The organism is Candidatus Phycosocius spiralis (assembly GCF_030158815.1).
Taxonomy (GTDB): domain Bacteria; phylum Pseudomonadota; class Alphaproteobacteria; order Caulobacterales; family Aquidulcibacteraceae; genus Aquidulcibacter; species Aquidulcibacter spiralis.
Genome location: NZ_BPFZ01000007.1, coordinates 93,933 through 113,173, shown reverse-complemented (window position 1 = coordinate 113,173; position 19,241 = coordinate 93,933). Strand labels below are relative to the sequence as shown.

The following is a 19,241-nucleotide window of genomic DNA, read 5'->3' as shown; positions in this document are numbered from 1 at the left end:
GGCACACGCCGCGTTCTCGATTAGCTTTGCACTAACAATTTTAGAATGATTAACATTGTTGCGGTTGGCACACGCCGCGTTCTCGATTAGCTTCTATAAAGAAAGTTATGGACAATGGTTCCCGTTGCGGTTGGCACACGCCGCGTTCTCGATTAGCTTTCCATAAAGCAACCACTCTGGATTGATTTTGTTGCGGTTGGCACACGCCGCGTTCTCGATTAGCTTCACCTTTGACCGCTCGAAGATTGTGGCGGTGTTGCGGTTGGCACACGCCGCGTTCTCGATTAGCTTCCGTTTCAAACTATCTGGTTTGAAGAAGTAGTTGCGGTTGGCACACGCCGCGTTCTCGATTAGCTTTCCATAAAGCAACCACTCTGGATTGACCTTGTTGCGGTTGGCACACGCCGCGTTCTCGATTAGCTTATAAAAAAAATAAAATCATTTGCGGATATAGTTGCGGTTGGCACACGCCGCGTTCTCGATTAGCTTAACTCTGTTCGACGCCATATCTGCGGCTAAGTTGCGGTTGGCACACGCCGCGTTCTCGATTAGCTTTAAGAACATTGGCGTATTCGGCGGCAACCTGGTTGCGGTTGGCACACGCCGCGTTCTCGATTAGCTTTGCGGCGTGCTCACTCTTGAACGTGCTGCGGTTGCGGTTGGCACACGCCGCGTTCTCGATTAGCTTCTTGCCCCATCGCTCTTGCGCCGCCCAATCGTTGCGGTTGGCACACGCCGCGTTCTCGATTAGCTTAAGGCCGCGCTAAGGGCTCGCTGATCAGTGGTTGCGGTTGGCACACGCCGCGTTCTCGATTAGCTTAGACCCTCTGAAACCCTCTGGTTTTAGAGGGTTTTTTGATGCCAAAAGGCCGAAAAACGGACATCAAATGGTAGAGACACGCCAAGAAAACCTCAAAAAAGTTCAAGTTGATTCGGTTTTTTGGGCGGCAAAACATCGGCCACACCGCGGAAGACTTTGATCGATTCGTACTGTTTGTCCGTAAAGAACAATACATCGACTTTACCAGCTCTTGGGACACGTTCGCCAACCTTACTTGCCAATGATTCAGCAGCCTCTTTGCCCGCCGCATGTTGAATATAGACCGAAAGTTGCATCATGTTGAAGCCAAGGTCGAGCAAATATTTTCGAAATGCATTGGCCTTTTTGCGCTGCGCGGCAGTCAACACCGGTAAATCAAAAATCGTCAACACCCACATGATGCGATATGCCGAAAGCGCTTTCACGCGGCATCCTCCTGTAAATTTGATCTATCATTCGCAAATGAAATCGGGACCATAGATTTCGGGAAAGAAAGCGCTTTTCTCTCACCAAGATAGGTTTGCGCCAATTGAACAGCTGAACGCGCAATTACATTTGAGAGTGGACTAACACCTTCAACGGTTGAAAAATCTAGAAGCAATACACCTACTAAACGTGCTTTAGTGTCTGTTGTGACCTGGCATTGGCCTTGTTTAACCAAGCTATGGACCACCAAATCAACAGTAGGGCGGAATGGTTCCATAAGGTCGTCAGACAAGCGTAAGCCGCTGCCTTTGCTTTTATGCTGAACGCCCAATGACGGGTGGAGCCCGGCTGCAACAATCGCGCGTGCCGTGGCTGCGCGCAGAACGGTGTAGCCGTAATTCAGCATGGCATTAATGCCCGGCTCTTCTCTATCGCGCCTGAAGCCTTTGCCAAAAAGCAGAGGCCAATAGCGTTGGGCGCCGGTCGCCTCGCGGTTTGTGGCATCGCCAGAAGTTACGGTTTTAACCAAAGCCCGGACGGGTATATCGGATATGCCAAGCTGAGCTAAGACATCCGCTTGAGCTGTGAGTTTTGCTTGGACAATCTGTTGCCAAATACGCTTCTTGGAAGGCAGGCTTGCAGAAGCTTGAGCCTCAAGTCGAGCCCCTTGTGCATGATGACCTGAGACTGGCAGAAGGTAGCTGGATGGGCAGAAATCAGGCCCACACGAAACAACCGGCGCCCCCCGCTCTGCTAGGGCCGCAAGAGCTTGGCCAGTTATTGACACTGCGGGAGTAGTCAGCAGCAAGGCAGTAATCGAATCGAGAGCGATTTTGCCAATGTCAGATTGTCCGTCATTGACAGCCAAGAACCCGCGATCCAGGCGCAATCGACGGCCTGGCGTGGTAATTTCGACTATGCGTGGTATCCCCAACATGACACAACCTCCTATGGTTGGGCCGGATAACGCAATATATGTGCCGAATTGAACGAAAGAGTTTTTGTAAGATCAGAATTCTACCGCGGCGATCCCACTTCATTTATTTTTACCTTTCTGGCGCCGCGATCACGTAACTTGGAGAAACTTGCCAAATCCCATCGAAATCCATCCGCAGAGTCCGGTGCATCATGTCTCTCTTGCAAACTGCCCGCTTCGAAATGGGTTGCCAAATACATTCGACCCCCGCTTGGAGCGATCCGCACCACCCGCTTCACCCGCCGAACCCCGTCGCTGTCCTCCAGCTCCACCAAATCGCCCTTGTGAAGTCGCATCATCAACAACCCACCAAGCTTCTCGCGTTCCCAAATTGGACGCCAATCTTTGCGGTTCACTTCAAAGATCGTCGCACCAAATCCCTTCCAAGTGCCATCGCGCATTTTGACGATATCCACGCAATAATTTTCTGCCGGCACGAGACCCTTGGTGAAGCTGCTTTGATTGGCATCATAGATAGGGACCAAAGCTGCTTCGGGCTTTAGGATCCGTACCCGCTGCATCGGTTGACGATGCGGGCGATTTGGGAAAGCTGCTGCATAATCGTTGGCCTGCTTCAGAGCCCAATCCTGCACTGCCCTGGTGAATGCTTTCTGATCCGACTGAACGTCATGGCGCAAGGCCAAAAAAACCTTGCGAAGTGCGGGATCTCGCACCCGTTCAGCTTCTTTGACGGTTAGATCATCCAACCGCAGCCGCAGCACGACATTGCCCAACGCCTTTTCATGCTCGTGCACGTTCAACCCATAGGCCGTTTCTTCATGCAGGGCACCGCCCTTACCATGCTCAGGCTTATGGCTCACAATGATGGCCTCAACGGCCTTCTTTGCTTTCGCGCGAAAGTCCGCCATTGGTTCTGGGAAGTCGTCAAATAAGCGCTCTAGATTGTTTTCCTCCGCGCGCGCAGTAGCGGTCGACAGGCGATTAAGCAGACTGCGAGAAATACAACCGATTGTAATTGCGTCGATTGCATGATGGCGGTGATCGTTGCGATTTTTGCGATTATCGTCGTTCAAGAGGCCATTTAGACCCCACTTACCTCTCATCAGAGCTGTAAGCTGCCCTGTGACGACCCACACATTTGGTGTCAAGCATTCCAAATAGGCGCGGGCAATTCTGGCCAAATGCTTTGTTTCATTGAGTTGTCGCTCCAGAAAGCCACCCATGTCCTTGAACCGGTCCATGGCATCTGGTGCAAAGCGCCAAGCGCGGCTTCTCCCAAGTGTCTGGGCATTTGCAAGAATGGATGGCCATTCTGCGTTGCCTTCAAATGCCTCCGCTGGACTTCGATTGCGCTTCTGTTGGTTCGCGGATCGATAACATAGGATCTTGTTAGCCACGCCGTCGTCATATGAACGCGAAAACGGCAGTATGTGATCGACATCGATCTCTCCCCCGCCCAGAGCTTGTTCGAGTCCGATAGCACGCAAGGAATAAGGGCACAGAACAATACCTCCGACCATTTGAAGATCGAAAAGTCGATGTCGCATCAAGGTTTTGCCGTTTACCGGTAATTTCAGCGCTTCAATCGCGAGACGCCTGCGTTCATTAGCCTTTCTGTTTTTGCGATTCTCCTCATCAGCCTTTTTCTTTTGCTCATCATTCATCTTTAGTTCGCGGGCGAGTTCCAAGACGATCTCGTCTGGAGGTCCATAAGTCTCAATCAACCGATTAACGACCCGTCGAAGCTGGTTTAGCCCAATATGCACTGTTGGATTGGGAACACGGCCTGTCTCTGCTTCTTCTAGGCCAGCCCCCAGAAACTTGCGGCTATGAACTTTTCCATCGGCTCGGTTGGCGTTTTTTTCCTTATCGCGCTTGTATGCGGCAACCGCCTCGCGCAATTCGGGACCACTATCAATAATATGTCGTTCAAGGACTTCTCCGTAATAGGGAAGTCGGTCCATAACCTCGCCCGTCCTGAAATCGCTGTGATGATACCCTGCGCGCTCTGCCGCAATGGAATACACGGCCAGATGGTCGGCGAGTAACTGTTCGAGTATCTTACGATTTGCGGTAACACCGAGACGGCCGTAACCGTCTTGGCCAGCTGTTGGGCTGGCAGCCAATTTACTCGCCACCTCATGTTCGAATCGATGCGTTTCAACTAGCCAAGCAGCAAGCTCGGCCTCGTCCTCTGTGTCGATAAAGCGCCACATGATTTCATCACGGTCCGCGAGGCTGAAGTTCAGCCATTTGGCCCCGAATGCATCAGGCTTTTTCATACGAGCTGCGGTTTTGGAGGAAGGCAGTTCCTTTAAGGTGTCTTCCAGATTAAACAGGGTATCAGCAGGCAGCTTCAAAGTCCGACGGACCTTGTCCCAACTTACTTTGTCACCGGCGAGCAAAGTGGCAGCTAATGCATCGCGTTGGTGACGGTCCAAAGTCGTAGTGCGGACCGGACCGAAGCCAAAGCGCAACTGATTGAGTCGTTCGTAGATTTCTCGAGCCTCCACACTAGGCAAAGCTTTTGGCGCGCGAAGTTCGTCAGAATTGAAGGTGCATTTTCCGATTTGTTGTTTCTTCAACGGTCGTTGAAAGAAGACCATTTTGCGAATTGTGTCTCGTGCAACATCAGTCATTAAGCTGGGATGATAATTCGCCTGTCGAGACCAAATGATATCAAATTCATCCTCGACCATGCCGCGCTCGGGATAAAACTCAAACCAAGTTTTGCCGACTGCTTTTGACTCAGGGTCTGGGGTCGCGCGAAATCTAGAACCTTGTGCGCGCCGATTGTACAGCCATTGGCCTAGCGTATGGAACCCTTCTTGCTCAAGCGCAGCATTGAGGCGAGCTTGTCCCGACTTTACCTTACCGCTCTCATCGGCCTTGTCGGTCTTCCGATTGCTCTTAAACCCCCTCCTTTGATTTAAGTGCCAGATCGCGCGGCCAAGCTCATATGGCGTCAGAGCTCGTTCGAGGGCTTCCGCACGAAGTTTTAGGGGGTCAAGACGTGCAAGCGCTTTTCCTTCAGATACAGAAGTTGGAAACAGTCCATAGATCTTAAGCAAGCGATTTAGGCCACGCTGACGCTGTAAAAATCGATCTCGCCGCCGCCGCGCTGCGCGGGGTCCGCGCCGCATCTCCGCTAACGACTTCCCATCCTTTGGATTTCTGCCATCGCTGTAGATTCGAACGCCAGCCGATGAAATGTCCGTAAGCTCGCCGCTAACACCAGCTACGCCAGTGATCCGCGCAGATTTCACACCATTTGGATATTGCCCAAGAAATACCGCCCAACCTAGCGAGTTTGTGCCCATATCAAACGAAAATCGTACAAATCCTGTCAACGAAAATCTCCTAAACGGCTCAAACAAGCACACAACCATAGGACAACAATGTCTTGAGATTTTCAACTTGCAAAATGTCAAGTTCGGACATAGCTTATGTGAAGCTAATCGAGAACGCGGCGGGGCCCTCCGTTAACAAGGGGTTCTCCCCCACGAGATAAGGGCGGGCTCCGGTCCGCCCTTTCATTTTGATTATCGATCCTTCACAAAAAGTCCTCACCCCCGCACCCCAAGTGCGACCTCATCGAGAAACGCATCAAACAGCGCCTCAGCATGATCATCGTGGTCATCGCGCTCAAGAGGTCCTGCGTAGGTGAACCAGATGCGGACAAACGCGAGGAGGGTTTCGCGTAGGATGGCCATGTCCTGCCCCCTCGCCAGCTCCCGCTGATCCAATCGATCAAGACGGGCTTTGATAGTATCGGCGATGGCGTCAGCGCGGTCATGGATGAGGACGCGCTTGAGGGCATCGTTGGCGGCGCGTGAGAGGGTGAGACCGCGCAGCTTGGCCTCGTGGTCGAGGGCGCGGGCAGTGGTGTCATCGAGATGGAGGGTGAGTTGCTTGCGTGTGGTCATACGTATGCCCTCAGATCAAGCGGGGTTGGGAGGGCGAGGTGCCGCTAGTCCGCTTGGCCAACGCCCGCTTGAGACGTGCAGTCTGTTGATTGTCGCTGAGAAGTGACCCGGTATTTTCATCGAGTTGACCCAGGCTAAGTTATGTCTCGCGTTGCGGGTGTTGGGTCACGAGGTTGGTTTTTCCTTTCTGACTTTGGGCGCATTAGTGCTTGTTTTGGCACTTGCGCGGAAGCGGAAGCTGTCATTGCCAGTCTGGAGGATATCACAGTGGTGTGTTAGTCGATCGAGTAGAGCTGGAGTCATTTTGGCATCACCGAAGACACCTGCCCATTCGCTGAAGCTGAGATTTGTGGTGATGATAACGCTTGTTTGTTCGTAGAGCTTTGAGAGCAAGTGGAACAACATGGCACCCCCAGACGTGCTAAACGGCAGATAACCCAACTCATCCACCATAATCAGATCAAGGCTTAGCAAGCGGTCACAACCCCGGCATGGCAGATGCGGCAATCGCTGGGATCGCCAAAGCACATGATCTGATGATCGTGACGGCCAATACGAAAGACTTTTCGCCCTTTGGCGTGGGCTTAGTTTCGCCGGATGATGTGACACTGTGAACGTGGTGATTGGAACGCGCGGTTGTATCGCACTATTAAGAATAGACGCTTTGGAACGATTTTGGTGACCCTTATGGTTCACCAAAACCGACCGTCAATTGTCTGATGTCAGCCCAGTCGCCTCAAGGGACGCTTCGCTCTTCGCCCTTGACCCGCCTGCACTGGAACCTATCGCGGGGGCCGTCTGATTGGGGCGGTCAAGGGCAGAAGCGAAGCGACCCTTGACCTCTTTGAAAGAGCAAAAGACCATAGAGACAAGGTTTTGCGTGAACATGCGGTTCACCAAAACCGATCCGAAGCGGCCTTGGCGGTGGTGGGGATAAGCGCAGAAACATAGGGTGCACTCATCTTCGAATGCAACACGTCCGGGCTCAAAACAAAGCTTGTGTAACAAACCCAAGAGGGCTGCGTTCCAAAGGAAGGCACCCTAATGCGCGGAGCGCATTACTAAAAAGATAATCCGCCGCTACCACCAAGCGCACCGCCTTTGAGATCGTCTATAGGACCTGCTGTTCCTTGGCCCGTATCAGAGAGATATTTGTCTAGCTGCTTATGATACATTCGACACACTTCAACAAATCGCTCTCTTGTCAGAGTCTCGAAATCTTTCGAATTAAAAATTTCAAGGACTCGACCTGGCTTTACACCTCGCTCCTTTTCCACTCTTGACTGCACGGGCCTACGCATAGTCACAATGTCAATATCAACCGAAGCCATTTCATATTTACAGAACGTATCGGTGAGAATGTAGAGCCAAAATTGCAGAGGAAGCTCTTCCATGCTCTTGGTTGCCCAAAACAAAGGGGCCACTAATGCGGCGCCACCTTCAAAGCCTGCCAGTCCCGCGACTTTTACTTTAATAATCAAACCGGTCGGAAGTTGATACTCCAAAGCCGGGAACTTTTGATACCAAGTAACTCTTTTGAGTTGGCGATAGTCGATCATTTTTCGACATGCTTCCAAATCCTCGGGCCAACACTTGCCATCTGTTGCTAAAGTCGCAATTTGCTTTATCGCAAACTCATAGGTAAAGTCGTTAGCGAGTATTGGACCCATCAAGCGGTCAGCATGTAAGTATCGGTACTTCGAACGAAATTCCTTGTCACTTCGACGTATAAGATCGTAAGTACGCGTTGGGTTTAAATCGATTTGAGCAGCCAAGTGTTGTGCGTTTGGCGTACTAAGCCTACCGTCTTTTCCAACTAGCATGTTCGGCTTCTTATCTTTTTGCTAAAAAAATCTCTGATTGCATCTTGTGAAATTCGTGAAGTCTTACGTTCGCTAGGTTCGATGCGCATGACTTGGTCCCAAGGGCCATCCTTGACGTGGGAAAGCTCTACCAGTTTAGCTGGGGCTAGCCGTCCGTATCTCGCCAAGATAAACGAAATCAGGTCGACAGTATCACTAGGGAGATTAACTTTGACGGGAGCTGTTGAACCATCCTTTAAGTTTATTGCCTTCGCCCTGCCTTCAATTGCTTCCGAGCCCCAACTCTTAAAAGAATGATAAATCGTCGAAATAACAGGACCATAATCCCAAGCTTCAAAGTCAGCATCAATAAGCTGGCGGCCAAGGGTGGCAGAATGCCACCCTTCAACGAAAAACATGATCTTTTGAAGTTTTAAGTTAGAGATCGCAATTCCACCCATCTCGCAACAGTCGAGGATGTAATTGGCAACACCTCGCGGGTCGTACTTCTGATCTTTTGGTTCAACCAAGATTACCACGTCATTACACCAAAAATGATTCCCTAGCAGGCCAGTTGTCGCAGCTAACCGACGCAATTGCAATTAGCTTAGCGGTCTGGTTTTGCCAAATGTTCCTAACATGTTCTTGTTTCCAACGCAATGGCTGGTTGGAATTTTGTGATTGGTTTCACATAGTCTCAAGTTTGGAACCCCCCTGCAACTCCCTGCGCCGCCAATGTTGCGGTAACAGCGACCCCATGCTAGACGCCACGCACCACAAAGCGGCGGCGAGACCCATGGTATCGAATCGCCTGATTTTGTTCCTCTAATCTAATGTACACGCTTTTGTTTACCCTAGTAGCTTTGGTGTGTCTTAAACGTGAGTAGACCCTTTGAGCGGATCTTATCGCATTGCCATTCCTGAGGCCGCGCAGCGCTATGGTGCCGCGCTGTTTGAGTTGGCGACTGAAGCCAAAAAGGTGGCGGGCGTTGAAAAGGACGCTAAGGCGCTCTTAGCTGCGTGGCAAACCAGCGCGGACCTGCGCAGCGCCATGATCAGCCCGCTCTTTGGGGTTGAGCAAAAGGCCGCCGCGCTTGACGCGATTGCGGCTAATCTAAAGGCGCAAAAGATCACGCACAATTTTCTCGGCCTTGCCGCTCAAAACCGCCGCTGTGGCGATTTAGGTGGCATGTTGGCGGCGTTCTTAGGCTTAGCGGCCAAAGCACGCGGCGCTGTTTTGGCCGAAGTCTCGACTGCAGAGCCCTTGAGCGAAGAGCAACTCAAGGACCTGACTGAAGCACTTGGCCGGGCCTTTAAAGGGCCGGTTGATGTAGAAACCACGCTAAAGCCTGAACTTCTTGGCGGCCTTGTCGTCAAAATTGGATCCAGGCTATTCGACGATTCTGTCAAATCTAAACTCGACGCACTTAAAATTGCGATGAAGGGGGCCTGAGGCATGGACATCCGCGCCGCAGAAATTTCCGCGATCCTGAAGGATCAGATTAAAAACTTTGGCGCCGAAGCCGCTGTTGCTGATGTTGGTACCGTGTTGTCCGTTGGTGACGGGATCGCCCGCGTCTATGGCCTCGACAGTGTCCAAGCGGGCGAAATGGTTGAGTTTCCAGGCGGCATTAAGGGCATGGCCCTCAACCTTGAGCGCGACAATGTCGGCGTCGTGATCTTCGGCGAAGACCGCGCAATCAAGGAAGGCGACACCGTTAAGCGCCTAGGTGAGATTGTGTCTGTTCCTGTCGGCAAAGGCTTGTTGGGCCGCGTGCTCAACCCCTTGGGTGAGCCCATCGACGGCAAGGGCCCCCTCGTTGGTATCGAAGCTGAGCGTAAGCAAGTGGACGTCAAAGCGCCGGGCATTATTCCGCGCAAATCCGTGCATGAGCCGATGCAGACCGGCATTAAGTCGATTGACGCTTTGATCCCCGTTGGCCGTGGCCAGCGCGAGTTGATTATTGGCGACCGCCAAACCGGCAAGACCGCCATCGCCATCGACGCCATCCTCTATCAGCGCGAAGCCCATGATAACAACGCGCCAGAAAGCGAAAAGCTTTATTGCGTCTATGTCGTGATCGGCCAAAAGCGCTCTACCGTCGCCCAGCTCGTTAAGACGCTAGAAGAAGCTGGTGCGCTGAAATATTCCATCATAGTTGCGGCAACCGCTTCTGAGCCTGCACCGTTGCAGTTCTTGGCGCCCTTCGCTGCTTGCACCATGGGTGAGTATTTCCGCGACAATGGCATGCATGCTTTGATGATCTATGACGATTTATCCAAGCAAGCGGTGGCATATCGCCAAATGTCCTTGTTGTTGCGCCGCCCACCAGGGCGCGAAGCCTATCCCGGCGACGTATTTTATCTGCATTCACGCTTGCTGGAGCGCGCTGCAAAGTTGAACGAAGACAATGGGTCTGGTTCCTTGACCGCTTTGCCGATCATCGAAACCCAAGCCAATGACGTGTCGGCCTATATTCCAACCAACGTGATTTCGATTACCGACGGGCAGATCTTCTTGGAAACCGATCTTTTCTACCAAGGCGTGCGTCCTGCGGTGAACGTGGGTCTGTCGGTTTCGCGCGTGGGATCGTCGGCTCAGGTTAAGGCGATGAAGCAAGTGGCTGGCCCGATTAAGGGTGAGCTCGCGCAATATCGCGAAATGGCGGCCTTTGCGAAGTTTGGATCGGACTTGGATGCCTCAACCCAGCGCTTGCTGGCACGTGGTGCGCGCTTGACCGAGATGCTCAAGCAAGACCAGTTCTCGCCAGTGGCCGTCGAAGATCAAGTCGTTTTGATCTATGCGGGTACCAAGGGCTATCTAGACGCTGTCGCTGTGGCTGACATCAAGCGCTATGAAGCTGAGCTTAAGGCCGCACTTCGGAGCAAATACAAAGACCTCTCTGCCGCGATCAAAGCCAAGCTTGATATCAAAGCGGACAATATCGAAGCGCGTATCAAAGCGGCCCTTGACGATTTTGCAAAGACATTTGCGTAAGCAACAGGCTGAGGAAACCAAACCATGGCGAGCCTTAAGGACTTTCGCACGCGAATAACCTCAGTCAAGTCAACGCAGAAGATCACTAAAGCCATGCAGATGGTGGCGGCGGCAAAGCTCAAGCGTGCGCAAGAAGCCGCCGAATCCGCGCGCCCCTACGCCATGAGGGTAGCGGCGACTGTGGCGAATTTGGCTGGCACCGTTCAAGGCGATGGCGCGCCCAAACTGCTGCGTGGTTCAGGTCAAGACCAAGTGCATTTGGTCGTGGTGGCAACCTCAGAGCGTGGGCTATGCGGTGGCTTTAATACGAATATTGTCAAAAAAGCCCGCGAAACGATTTTAGCGCTCGAGGCCCAGGGTAAGACTGTCAAGATACTGACCGTTGGCAAAAAAGGACGCGATCAGCTCAAACGCAGCTATGGTGAACGTATGATCGGCCATATTGAGTTTGCGGGTATACGCTCCTTAGGGGCGACCCAAAGCGCACAAGTTAGCCAATTATTGGTTGATAGGTTTCAAGCTGGTGACTTTGATGTCGCCCATTTAATCTATTCCAAGTTTAAATCCGTGATCAGCCAGATCGCCACAACCCAGCAATTGATCCCTGTTGTTGCACCTGAAGGCTTGGTCTCAGCGGATTTGGGTGGCGGGATTTATAGCTATGAGCCTGATGAAGAAGCTATTTTGGAAGCTTTGCTTCCACGGTATCTCGATAGCCAAATTCTTGGGGCTTTGTTGGAAAATGCGGCTGGCTTTTATGGAGCTCAAATGGGGGCGATGGATAATGCGACCCGCAATGCCGGCGATTTGATCAAAAAACTGACCTTGCAAATGAACCGTAAGCGTCAAGCCATGATCACCACCGAATTAACGGAAATTATTGCAGGGGCACAGGCGGTTTAAGCGATGGCAAAGGCGCTACCCTCACAGTCTTTTGTCGCTGAAGCACCCTCTGCCCAGGACCAAGAGTTTGCTGACAATATGGACGTTAATGGCACTGCTTTAATCGATTTATCACACGATCCAGACATTCTGGCACTGTGTGACCAAGCAAGGGTGGATATGGATGCCTTTGGCTACACACATGGTTCACGCATCCAAGATTTATGGCAGCGCTCCTTAGCAGTTAGAAGCCTTGCCACTTTGCCACAACTGATTGCGCCATTGGAAACATATTATGGTCGTCGGGCGATTCCATTTCAAACCTTGAATTTTAAATTTGGCAGCCAACAAGCAGCCCACTCCGATCTGATGCACTTCACGCCTGATCCGATTGAGTTCATGTGTGGAGTGTGGTTGGCTTTGGAAGATGTGCATGAAGAAGCAGGTCCACTAGAGTATTTTCCAGGCAGCCACAAATGGCCTGTTGTCACTTTGCATGATGTTGGTGCGCCGCCCAATCAAAGCCCTGAAACAAGCTATAAAACCCTTTATGAACCTGCGATGGCGGCTCAAATTGCTCGCAATAAAATCTCTGCGCGCCATGGATTGATCAAAAAAGGCCAAGCCATAGTTTGGGTTGCCAATCTGGTTCATGGTGGTGCACCCAGAAGCGACGAACTCAAAACACGCTACAGCCAAGTGACCCATTTTTTCTTTGAAGACTGCACGTATCATACCTTGATGTATCAACGCGGTAACAAGCGCAGAATTCGCCTTCCTCACGATATTCGCACGGGCCAATTTGCTCAGCCTGTGCTTCGACCAGGGGACCATCTAACACTTAGCACGAGATTACGGGCGATCTATAAACGCCTTAATCGCGTAACATTAGGTTCTTAAACCAACAGACGATCAAATAATTCTAGTCTTATCCAGTTCAGACCTGCGATAAGCCATACACCAGAAATGACCAAGGAGCCCATTATGTCTATCCATGTCAAAGGCAAGATCGCCCAAGTGATCGGCGCAGTTGTCGACGTTGAGTTTGATGGCAAATTGCCAAGCATCCTCAACGCTTTGGAAACCAGCAACCATGGCAAGCGCCTTATACTAGAAGTTGCCCAACATCTGGGCGAGAAGACCGTGCGCACCATCGCCATGGACGCTACCGAAGGCTTGGTACGTGGCCAAGAAGTTACTGACACCGGCAATCCCATCATGGTTCCAGTTGGTCCTGCCACCCTTGGCCGGATCATCAATGTGATTGGAGAGCCGATTGATGAAGCAGGTCCGATTGTTTCAGCTCAAGGCAAACGCTCGATCCATCAAGCAGCGCCTGCCTTTGTCGATCAAAAGCCAGCACCAGAAGTGCTCGCCACTGGCATCAAGGTTGTGGACTTGCTCTGCCCCTATGCAAAAGGTGGTAAGATTGGCCTCTTTGGTGGTGCTGGCGTTGGCAAAACCGTTTTGATCCAAGAACTGATTAACAACATCGCAAAAGCCTATGGTGGCTATTCTGTTTTGGCAGGTGTGGGTGAACGGACCCGGGAAGGCAACGATCTGTACTATGAAATGATCGAATCTAAAGTGAATGTTGACCCTAAGAAGAATAACGGTTCTTCCGAAGGTTCGCGCTGCACCTTGGTTTATGGTCAGATGAATGAGCCCCCTGGTGCACGCGCACGCGTTGCGTTGACTGGCCTTGCCCAGTGCGAATATTTTCGCGATGAAGAAGGCAAAGATGTATTGTTCTTCGTCGACAACATTTTCCGTTTCACCCAAGCAGGCTCTGAAGTTTCGGCCCTTTTGGGGCGTATTCCTTCAGCTGTGGGCTATCAACCAACTTTGGCGACCGATATGGGCGGCTTGCAAGAGCGCATCACCTCAACCGTCAAAGGCTCCATCACTTCGGTGCAAGCTATTTACGTGCCAGCCGACGACTTAACCGACCCAGCCCCTGCAGCTTCGTTTGCTCACTTGGATGCAACCACTGTTTTGAACCGCTCAATCGCCGAAAAGGGCATCTATCCAGCTGTAGATCCTTTGGATTCCACCTCGCGTATTCTCGAACCCCGCATAGTGGGCGAAGAGCATTATCAAACCGCCCGACGGGTTCAAGAAATCCTGCAACAATATAAAGCGTTGCAAGATATCATTGCGATTTTGGGCATGGATGAATTATCAGAGGATGACAAATTGGTGGTCTCCCGTGCCCGCAAGGTTGAGCGTTTCTTGTCTCAACCCTTCCATGTTGCTGAAGTCTTTACTGGCTCACCTGGCAAGCTAGTGTCCTTGGAAGACACCATTCGTGGCTTTAAGGGCTTGGTCAATGGTGATTATGACCATCTGCCAGAGCAGGCTTTCTATATGGTCGGCAATATGGATGAAGCGATCGCCAAAGCGCAAAAAATGGCGGCGGAGGTCGCCTAATCGCGACCCTCTGCACCCTTCTGCCCACTCCATTTTGGCAGCAGCCCTAATTCTAGGCATTAACGTGCTTAGATTCTGGTCATGGTTTGCAAACCATATATGTCATGCTAAACTCTTATCACTTATTTTGATTTGGCGAGTTAAATCATGGCCTCTCAAGGCAAACTACACTTTTCCCTCGTTTCACCAGAACGCTCTTTGTATTCGGGTGAAGTTGACCAAGTGGTGGTTCCTGGTGTGGATGGTCAATTTGGTGCATTGAGCCTGCATGCCCCCTTTATGACCGTCATTAAATCGGGGGCAATACTTATTTTGGATGGGGCTGATGAGCGGCGTATTTATGTTGGCGGGGGATTTGCGGATGTATCCGCACAAGGTCTCACCATTTTGGCCGAAGATGCGGTTGATTTGTCCAGCCTTGATACGAAGGCTCTAGAAAGAGACCTGCACAATGCCCGCGAAGACCTCCGTGACGCCAAGGATAGCTATGGGAAGGATTTGGCCCAGCGCAAGCTTGACCGTTTGGAAGCCATCCAAGCCGCTGTCTAATTGGATCAGGTAAATGCCGAGAAACAGGCGTGAACGCATTATAAATCTTAAAAATTAAGCCAAGACTTCTTCGTTTGGCTTTCTTGGGCCTCATCATCCATGTCTAAACCCGCATCATAACCAATGCCAGGATCATCAGGTACGACGGGGTGAACACCGTGCTGGTCATTGTACGGATAATGGATGGCGCTTTGGGTTAAGCTGGCCAATTGTGGAGCGGCAAGGCGCTCACCATCAGAACGTTCTAATCTTGGATGCACCAAAACGCCACGGTCACCATAGGATTCAATCAAACGTATCCAATCGGCATCCTCATAGGTAAATGCCGTTCCATCTGGGTCAAGATCGGACCAGTCAGGTTCACGTGGGGCGTTAACGCCCTTAGCCATCCATTCACGCGCCCCAGCCTCGTCGCCAGCAGCTTTGGCAGCCGCCGCCCTTAGACTTACAATCCGCGTTGTTGGCCTCTCTGCCAACAAAGGCTCAAGCCCTTGTATGGCCGCGCCATGATCTTGACTCAACAAGGCCTGCTCGACTGCTAAAATGCGGCTTTCTCGGTGCTCTGGATTAAGACGTATCAGGCCGTCGAGCCAGCGGGTCTGAGCCGCATCATCTTCCTGTATTTTCAAGTCCCGGTAGGCGATGGCCAAGGCCGGATGGGGGGTTGCTTCCCAGGCCGCCTCCAAAATCCCTGCGGCCTGCCATTGTTTGCCGGCGCTGGACAAAAGCCGTGCAGCCATCACGGCGGCGGGTGCAAATCCCGGTGTATATTTGACCGCCCGTTGGGCTAATTCTAATGCGGTTGCGGGGTCCATCAGGCGCTCTGCACGCTGCGCGGCAGCGGTTAAGACCACGCTACGACGGCGCATAGCTGTTTTTTGACCCATGAGACCACGTCTTTCAGCGTCATCGAGTGCCCCTAACGCGCCATCCCAATCTGCTGCTTGAACCCTTTGGCTAAAGAGAAATTCCGCCGGCCAAGGTGCTTTTCTTGAAGACTGAAGTGCGGTTTCTGCGTGGGAAATCGCGGCGGCCATATTGCCCCGTCTTAATGCTAATTCTGCCAGTCCACGTCGTGCTGCAACTTGATAGCCGGTACTCTGTGTTAACTCGCCATAGAGGCGCTCCCCTGCTGAACCATCCCCTGCTACCACAGCTGCTTTTGCCGCTATAAACTTGGCCACAGGCGTATCAGGGGCGAATCCTAATGCTTTTTGGGCTTGACGGCGGGCTTCGGAGATTTCGCCACTTTCAAAAGCGGCTAAGGATTGGCCAAGTGCTTCTAGGCATTTTTTACGCGCATTATCTTGCTTGGCGCGGCGCATGCGTCCAGGTAGACCTAATAGCCAAGCGATAAGACTCCATAAGGCAACCAATAAGACCGTGGTCACCAACAAGATCGCTGCAGCGACAACTGGGCTAATGGTGGTCTTCATAACGCCATCGGAATACATAATATCCCCAGGCTGAACTGCTATAAACAGAAAGCCGCCCAACAAGGCCAAACCCATAACGATCAAAGTGATTAGGCGTAGCATTCTCATGGTGTGGCCTTTTGAATGGCAGGTGGGTTAGCAGGTATTGCGACGTTGGGATATTGCCCCTTGGTAGGGCTGGTAGGGTTGGTGACAGATTGAGGGGGCCTAGAGCCGCGCTCAACAGCCCCGCGTATCGCTGCGAGCCGACTTTCAAGGGTCAGCCGATCTTGGGCCCCTTTGATCCATTGGGCGATAAGTTCAGGAGCTGGATTAATGGCTTTAACTTCTTCAAGTGCTGCTGCCAGATCGCCTTGATCCAAGTTGCTTTTGGCACGCAAAAGATTAGCCTCGGCACTGGTATCATTGGCTGTCGTGACGCGTTCTACCTTGATCATATCGGCAAACAAGGCTTTTAACCATTCGAGAATTCCCTTTGCTTTGGTAGCTTTTTGATTGCTCGCGGCTAAGGCTGCGGGTAAAGTCGCGAAGCGCTCTTGCAGCAATGCCCTGGTTGGAACGCCGGTGCGTGCAAAAGGCTCAAGTGCTTCAACTTCGCTAACCCCTGGCAAAGCTGCGCGCACGGTTTCAAACTCTGGCCAGAAGGGGCCTGGACGGTTTGCTGCTTCTACCAAATTGACAACCGCGAATGTAACCCCGGCAGAGGGGGTTAGGGCCGCTTGGGTCTGGAGTGCTTGAACCATTACTTTTAAACTGGCGATTTCAGCTTGCAAGCCAGCAATAATCGCGCCCCCAGCCCCAGTTGGATCCAAAGCAGCCAAACGGGTTTCAATGGCCGTAACCCGCCCAGCGATCCCCTTTATTTGGTTGATGACACGATCAACGGTCTCGGGAGGTTCGGCTTTAGCGTCACCTGAGCTCAGCAAGGGCTCAAATTGGGTCAGGGCCTGCACACGATTTTCTAAGGCAACCAGGCGCGCTTGAACGATCGACAATTCGACCTTGGTATTAGCCGTCGTCGAGAAAATGGGGGGTATAAGTGCATCAAGCCCAAGTGCACGCATCCAGTGTGGGTGGCTCAACGCGCTTAAGGTCACACCAGCACCACAGAAACTGGCGGCGATTGATAAGCTTAAGGCTGTGCCAAAGCCAATGCCCCGCCTAACCCGCACATGTGTCGAACTTTGGTTGGTGGGGCTTGTACTCCAAATAGGGGCGGTAGCCGCACGCAATTGTGCGTCCAAAAAAGGATCGGTGGCAGGTGATTGATCGGTTTTGGTTGACACCCTATCAGGCGAATCAGCTGAGGTTGTAGAAGTAATGTTTTCGGCCATATCTTGTTAAACTCTGCAATGGGATTTCACTCAAGACCTTGGTGTTCATAATGATGCACCAAAGCAGCATGAAGGGCTGCATCATCGGGGCTATCAGCACGAATAAATGACTTAAAATTCAAATTATCCAATAATTTAAGACAAGCTTGCGACATTCCAACCACGTTCCAGCCCGATAAATCTAACTTGGGGTTTGTTACAGCTGCGCAGAACCGGCGGGCTCCCGCTGGGGAATGGATGAGGACATAGCCCACCTTTGACCTAATGCAATCGGTCACGCGTGGTTTAAATTCGGGGTGATCATGGGTAACATAGACTTCAAGATGGCGGGCTTCAAAACCACAAGCCTGCAACATCCCTGTGACATCCCCTGCGACTTCGCGGCCACGCACATGCACCAAAGCGCCGTTGCGCGGATTGAGTCTGTCGGCGGCCAACACCGCTAAATTCGCGCCATCTCCCCCCGCTGAGATTACGTTTTGAAACCCAGCCGATATTGCGGCTTGGGCGGTGGCATCGCCAACGGCATAAAGAGGAATGACTTGAAGGGCTTGGGTCATGACCAGCGCCCGAGCTGCTGCTGCACTGGTCATTAAAAGGGCTTGTACACCATCCAAATCAATGTCTTTGGGTGTATATTCTATATGTGCTGCGGGAACTATGATCGGTTCAAACCCCAAGGTGCGCACCATTTGTGCCGTCGTGTTAGCTCCGGGCAGTGTCCTTGTGATCAAACAAACTGTCATTTCATGACATCGCCCCAGCAAAGCCATACCCGGCCATGGCTTTCACTTTAAGACCAAGTTCACGTCCCAAATCTTCAGCCTGCTCCACATTGGCCTGCTTTATGCTGCCATCGCTGCGCCACCGGCATTTGCCGTCTTCACTCAGGGCCTCGCCCACGAAGCTGAGCTGCCCATGATGATCCACTTGAGCCAAAGCGCCAATAGCGGTCCGGCACGATCCATCCAAAGCCGTTAGAAATGCCCGTTCAGCCGCCACTTCCACGGCGGTAATTGGGTCAGCAATCTGGGCAAAGGCCGCGGCCGTGGTTATGTCCCCAGTTCGCGCCGTGATCGCCAAGGCCCCTTGGCCAATAGCGGGGGGCATGATGTGCGGGTCCAGTAATATATGGGGCGTTTGGTCATAACCTAACCGGTTTAAACCAGCTGCTGCCAACAAGGTTGCATCGCAATGACCAGATTTGAGTTTGTCTAAGCGTGTCCCTACGTTGCCGCGTAAACTCACAATGGTCAAATCTGGGCGTGCATGCAAAAGCTGTGCAGCGCGGCGCAAGCTGGCAGAACCAATCACTGCCCCTTGTTTCAAGTCTTCAAGGCGCGATCCAGTCAAGGTAACCAAAGCATCGCGACGATCCTCTCGCTTTGGTCCAGGCAGCAGCACAATACCCTCTGGGACTTGGGTGGGTACGTCCTTAAGTGAGTGAATGGCGCAATCGATCCGCCCGTCCAATAAAGCATCGTCTAGCTCTTTAGTGAACAGGCCTTTCCCACCTGCCTCGCTTAAAGGCCGATCCTGAATTCGATCCCCTGTGGTGGTGATCGCAATGATGGGTAGGCGGGCTTCAATCTGATCGTCCTCTATGCCCATGGAAGCTGCCAATAGAGCACGAAGCTGGCCTGTCTGGGCCAAGGAAAGCGGAGAGCCACGAGCACCAATGCGCATGATAAGTTCCAGTGT

Annotated in this window: 17 protein-coding genes, 1 pseudogene and 1 CRISPR repeat array (1 of these 19 only partly in view); of the genes and pseudogenes, 7 read left to right on the top strand and 11 right to left on the bottom strand. The window is 52.0% G+C overall.

The genetic code is table 11. From position 1 onward, the window contains the following. A CRISPR array of direct repeats spans nt 1–820; the repeat unit is 36 nt; unit sequence GTTGCGGTTGGCACACGCCGCGTTCTCGATTAGCTT; it reaches 9 nt to the left of the window's first position. A gap of 92 nt (nt 821–912) precedes the next feature. The 5 genes and pseudogenes from cas2 to PsB1_RS06935 all read right to left on the bottom strand — a co-directional run. Beyond that, the gene (cas2, locus tag PsB1_RS06955) at nt 913–1,245 is read right to left on the bottom strand and encodes a CRISPR-associated endonuclease Cas2 (protein WP_284360001.1); all 333 of its coding nucleotides are present in this window, start codon (nt 1,243–1,245) and stop codon (nt 913–915) included. Then, nucleotides 1,242–2,183, bottom strand: coding sequence for a type II CRISPR-associated endonuclease Cas1 (gene cas1 / locus PsB1_RS06950; protein ID WP_284360000.1), 942 nt, complete (start codon nt 2,181–2,183; stop codon nt 1,242–1,244). Before cas1 ends, cas2 begins: the two co-directional genes overlap by 4 nt. An 80-nt stretch (nt 2,184–2,263) precedes the next feature. Next, the gene (gene cas9, locus PsB1_RS06945) at nt 2,264–5,533 is read right to left on the bottom strand and encodes a type II CRISPR RNA-guided endonuclease Cas9 (RefSeq protein ID WP_284359999.1); all 3,270 of its coding nucleotides are present in this window, start codon (nt 5,531–5,533) and stop codon (nt 2,264–2,266) included. A 216-nt stretch (nt 5,534–5,749) separates the two neighbouring features. After that, nucleotides 5,750–6,109 (bottom strand): hypothetical protein, encoded by a 360-nt coding sequence (locus PsB1_RS06940; protein ID WP_284359997.1) that lies wholly within the window; start codon nt 6,107–6,109, stop codon nt 5,750–5,752. Between the two features lie 165 nt (nt 6,110–6,274). After that, nucleotides 6,275–6,589 (bottom strand): annotated as a pseudogene (locus PsB1_RS06935) (ATP-binding protein); the annotation flags it as partial. Between the two features lie 11 nt (nt 6,590–6,600). Here PsB1_RS06935 and PsB1_RS06930 point away from each other — a divergent pair. Next, nucleotides 6,601–6,723 carry a PIN domain-containing protein gene (locus PsB1_RS06930; RefSeq protein ID WP_284360045.1) on the top strand — a complete coding sequence of 41 codons (123 nt, stop codon included), beginning with the start codon at nt 6,601–6,603 and terminating at the stop codon, nt 6,721–6,723. 447 nt (nt 6,724–7,170) lie between these two features. Here PsB1_RS06930 and PsB1_RS06925 read toward each other — a convergent pair whose 3' ends face one another. Both PsB1_RS06925 and PsB1_RS06920 read right to left on the bottom strand, forming a co-directional pair. Beyond that, nucleotides 7,171–7,932 carry a hypothetical protein gene (locus tag PsB1_RS06925; protein ID WP_284359995.1) on the bottom strand — a complete coding sequence of 254 codons (762 nt, stop codon included), beginning with the start codon at nt 7,930–7,932 and terminating at the stop codon, nt 7,171–7,173. Then, on the bottom strand, nt 7,926–8,450 hold the full coding sequence (locus PsB1_RS06920; RefSeq protein WP_284359993.1) for a Panacea domain-containing protein: 525 nt from the start codon (nt 8,448–8,450) through the stop codon (nt 7,926–7,928). Before PsB1_RS06920 ends, PsB1_RS06925 begins: the two co-directional genes overlap by 7 nt. 353 nt (nt 8,451–8,803) lie before the next feature. Between PsB1_RS06920 and PsB1_RS06915 the strand changes: the two genes are divergently transcribed. The 6 genes from PsB1_RS06915 (at nt 8,804) to PsB1_RS06890 (ending at nt 14,770) form a co-directional block, all read left to right on the top strand. Further along, nucleotides 8,804–9,364: a F0F1 ATP synthase subunit delta gene (locus tag PsB1_RS06915; protein ID WP_284359991.1), complete on the top strand. Its 561-nt coding sequence runs from the start codon at nt 8,804–8,806 to the stop codon at nt 9,362–9,364. A gap of 3 nt (nt 9,365–9,367) precedes the next feature. Further along, nucleotides 9,368–10,909: a F0F1 ATP synthase subunit alpha gene (gene atpA / locus PsB1_RS06910; protein WP_284359990.1), complete on the top strand. Its 1,542-nt coding sequence runs from the start codon at nt 9,368–9,370 to the stop codon at nt 10,907–10,909. A gap of 24 nt (nt 10,910–10,933) precedes the next feature. Then, complete coding sequence (locus tag PsB1_RS06905; protein WP_284359989.1) at nt 10,934–11,812, top strand: F0F1 ATP synthase subunit gamma; 879 nt, start codon at nt 10,934–10,936, stop codon at nt 11,810–11,812. Nucleotides 11,813–11,815: 3 nt separating this feature from the next. After that, nucleotides 11,816–12,691 (top strand): phytanoyl-CoA dioxygenase family protein, encoded by an 876-nt coding sequence (locus PsB1_RS06900; protein WP_284359988.1) that lies wholly within the window; start codon nt 11,816–11,818, stop codon nt 12,689–12,691. An 84-nt stretch (nt 12,692–12,775) separates the two neighbouring features. Further along, on the top strand, nt 12,776–14,221 hold the full coding sequence (atpD, locus tag PsB1_RS06895) for a F0F1 ATP synthase subunit beta (protein ID WP_320412724.1): 1,446 nt from the start codon (nt 12,776–12,778) through the stop codon (nt 14,219–14,221). Nucleotides 14,222–14,368: 147 nt separating this feature from the next. Continuing rightward, complete coding sequence (locus PsB1_RS06890) at nt 14,369–14,770, top strand: F0F1 ATP synthase subunit epsilon (protein ID WP_284359985.1); 402 nt, start codon at nt 14,369–14,371, stop codon at nt 14,768–14,770. 47 nt (nt 14,771–14,817) lie between these two features. On the opposite strand, the gene PsB1_RS06885 is transcribed toward PsB1_RS06890, so the two are convergent. The 4 genes from PsB1_RS06885 to hemC are packed head-to-tail and all read right to left on the bottom strand — an operon-like array spanning nt 14,818 to nt 19,226. Further along, nucleotides 14,818–16,314: a heme biosynthesis protein HemY gene (locus PsB1_RS06885; RefSeq protein WP_284359983.1), complete on the bottom strand. Its 1,497-nt coding sequence runs from the start codon at nt 16,312–16,314 to the stop codon at nt 14,818–14,820. Then, a complete protein-coding gene (locus PsB1_RS06880; RefSeq protein WP_284359981.1) occupies nt 16,311–17,540 on the bottom strand; it encodes a COG4223 family protein in 1,230 nt (409 codons plus the stop codon). The genes PsB1_RS06885 and PsB1_RS06880 overlap by 4 nt, the downstream gene beginning before the upstream one ends. 26 nt (nt 17,541–17,566) lie before the next feature. Further along, nucleotides 17,567–18,286: a uroporphyrinogen-III synthase gene (locus tag PsB1_RS06875; protein WP_284359979.1), complete on the bottom strand. Its 720-nt coding sequence runs from the start codon at nt 18,284–18,286 to the stop codon at nt 17,567–17,569. A gap of 1 nt (nt 18,287) precedes the next feature. Then, nucleotides 18,288–19,226: a hydroxymethylbilane synthase gene (hemC, locus tag PsB1_RS06870; RefSeq protein ID WP_284359977.1), complete on the bottom strand. Its 939-nt coding sequence runs from the start codon at nt 19,224–19,226 to the stop codon at nt 18,288–18,290. Nucleotides 19,227–19,241: the final 15 nt, after the last annotated feature.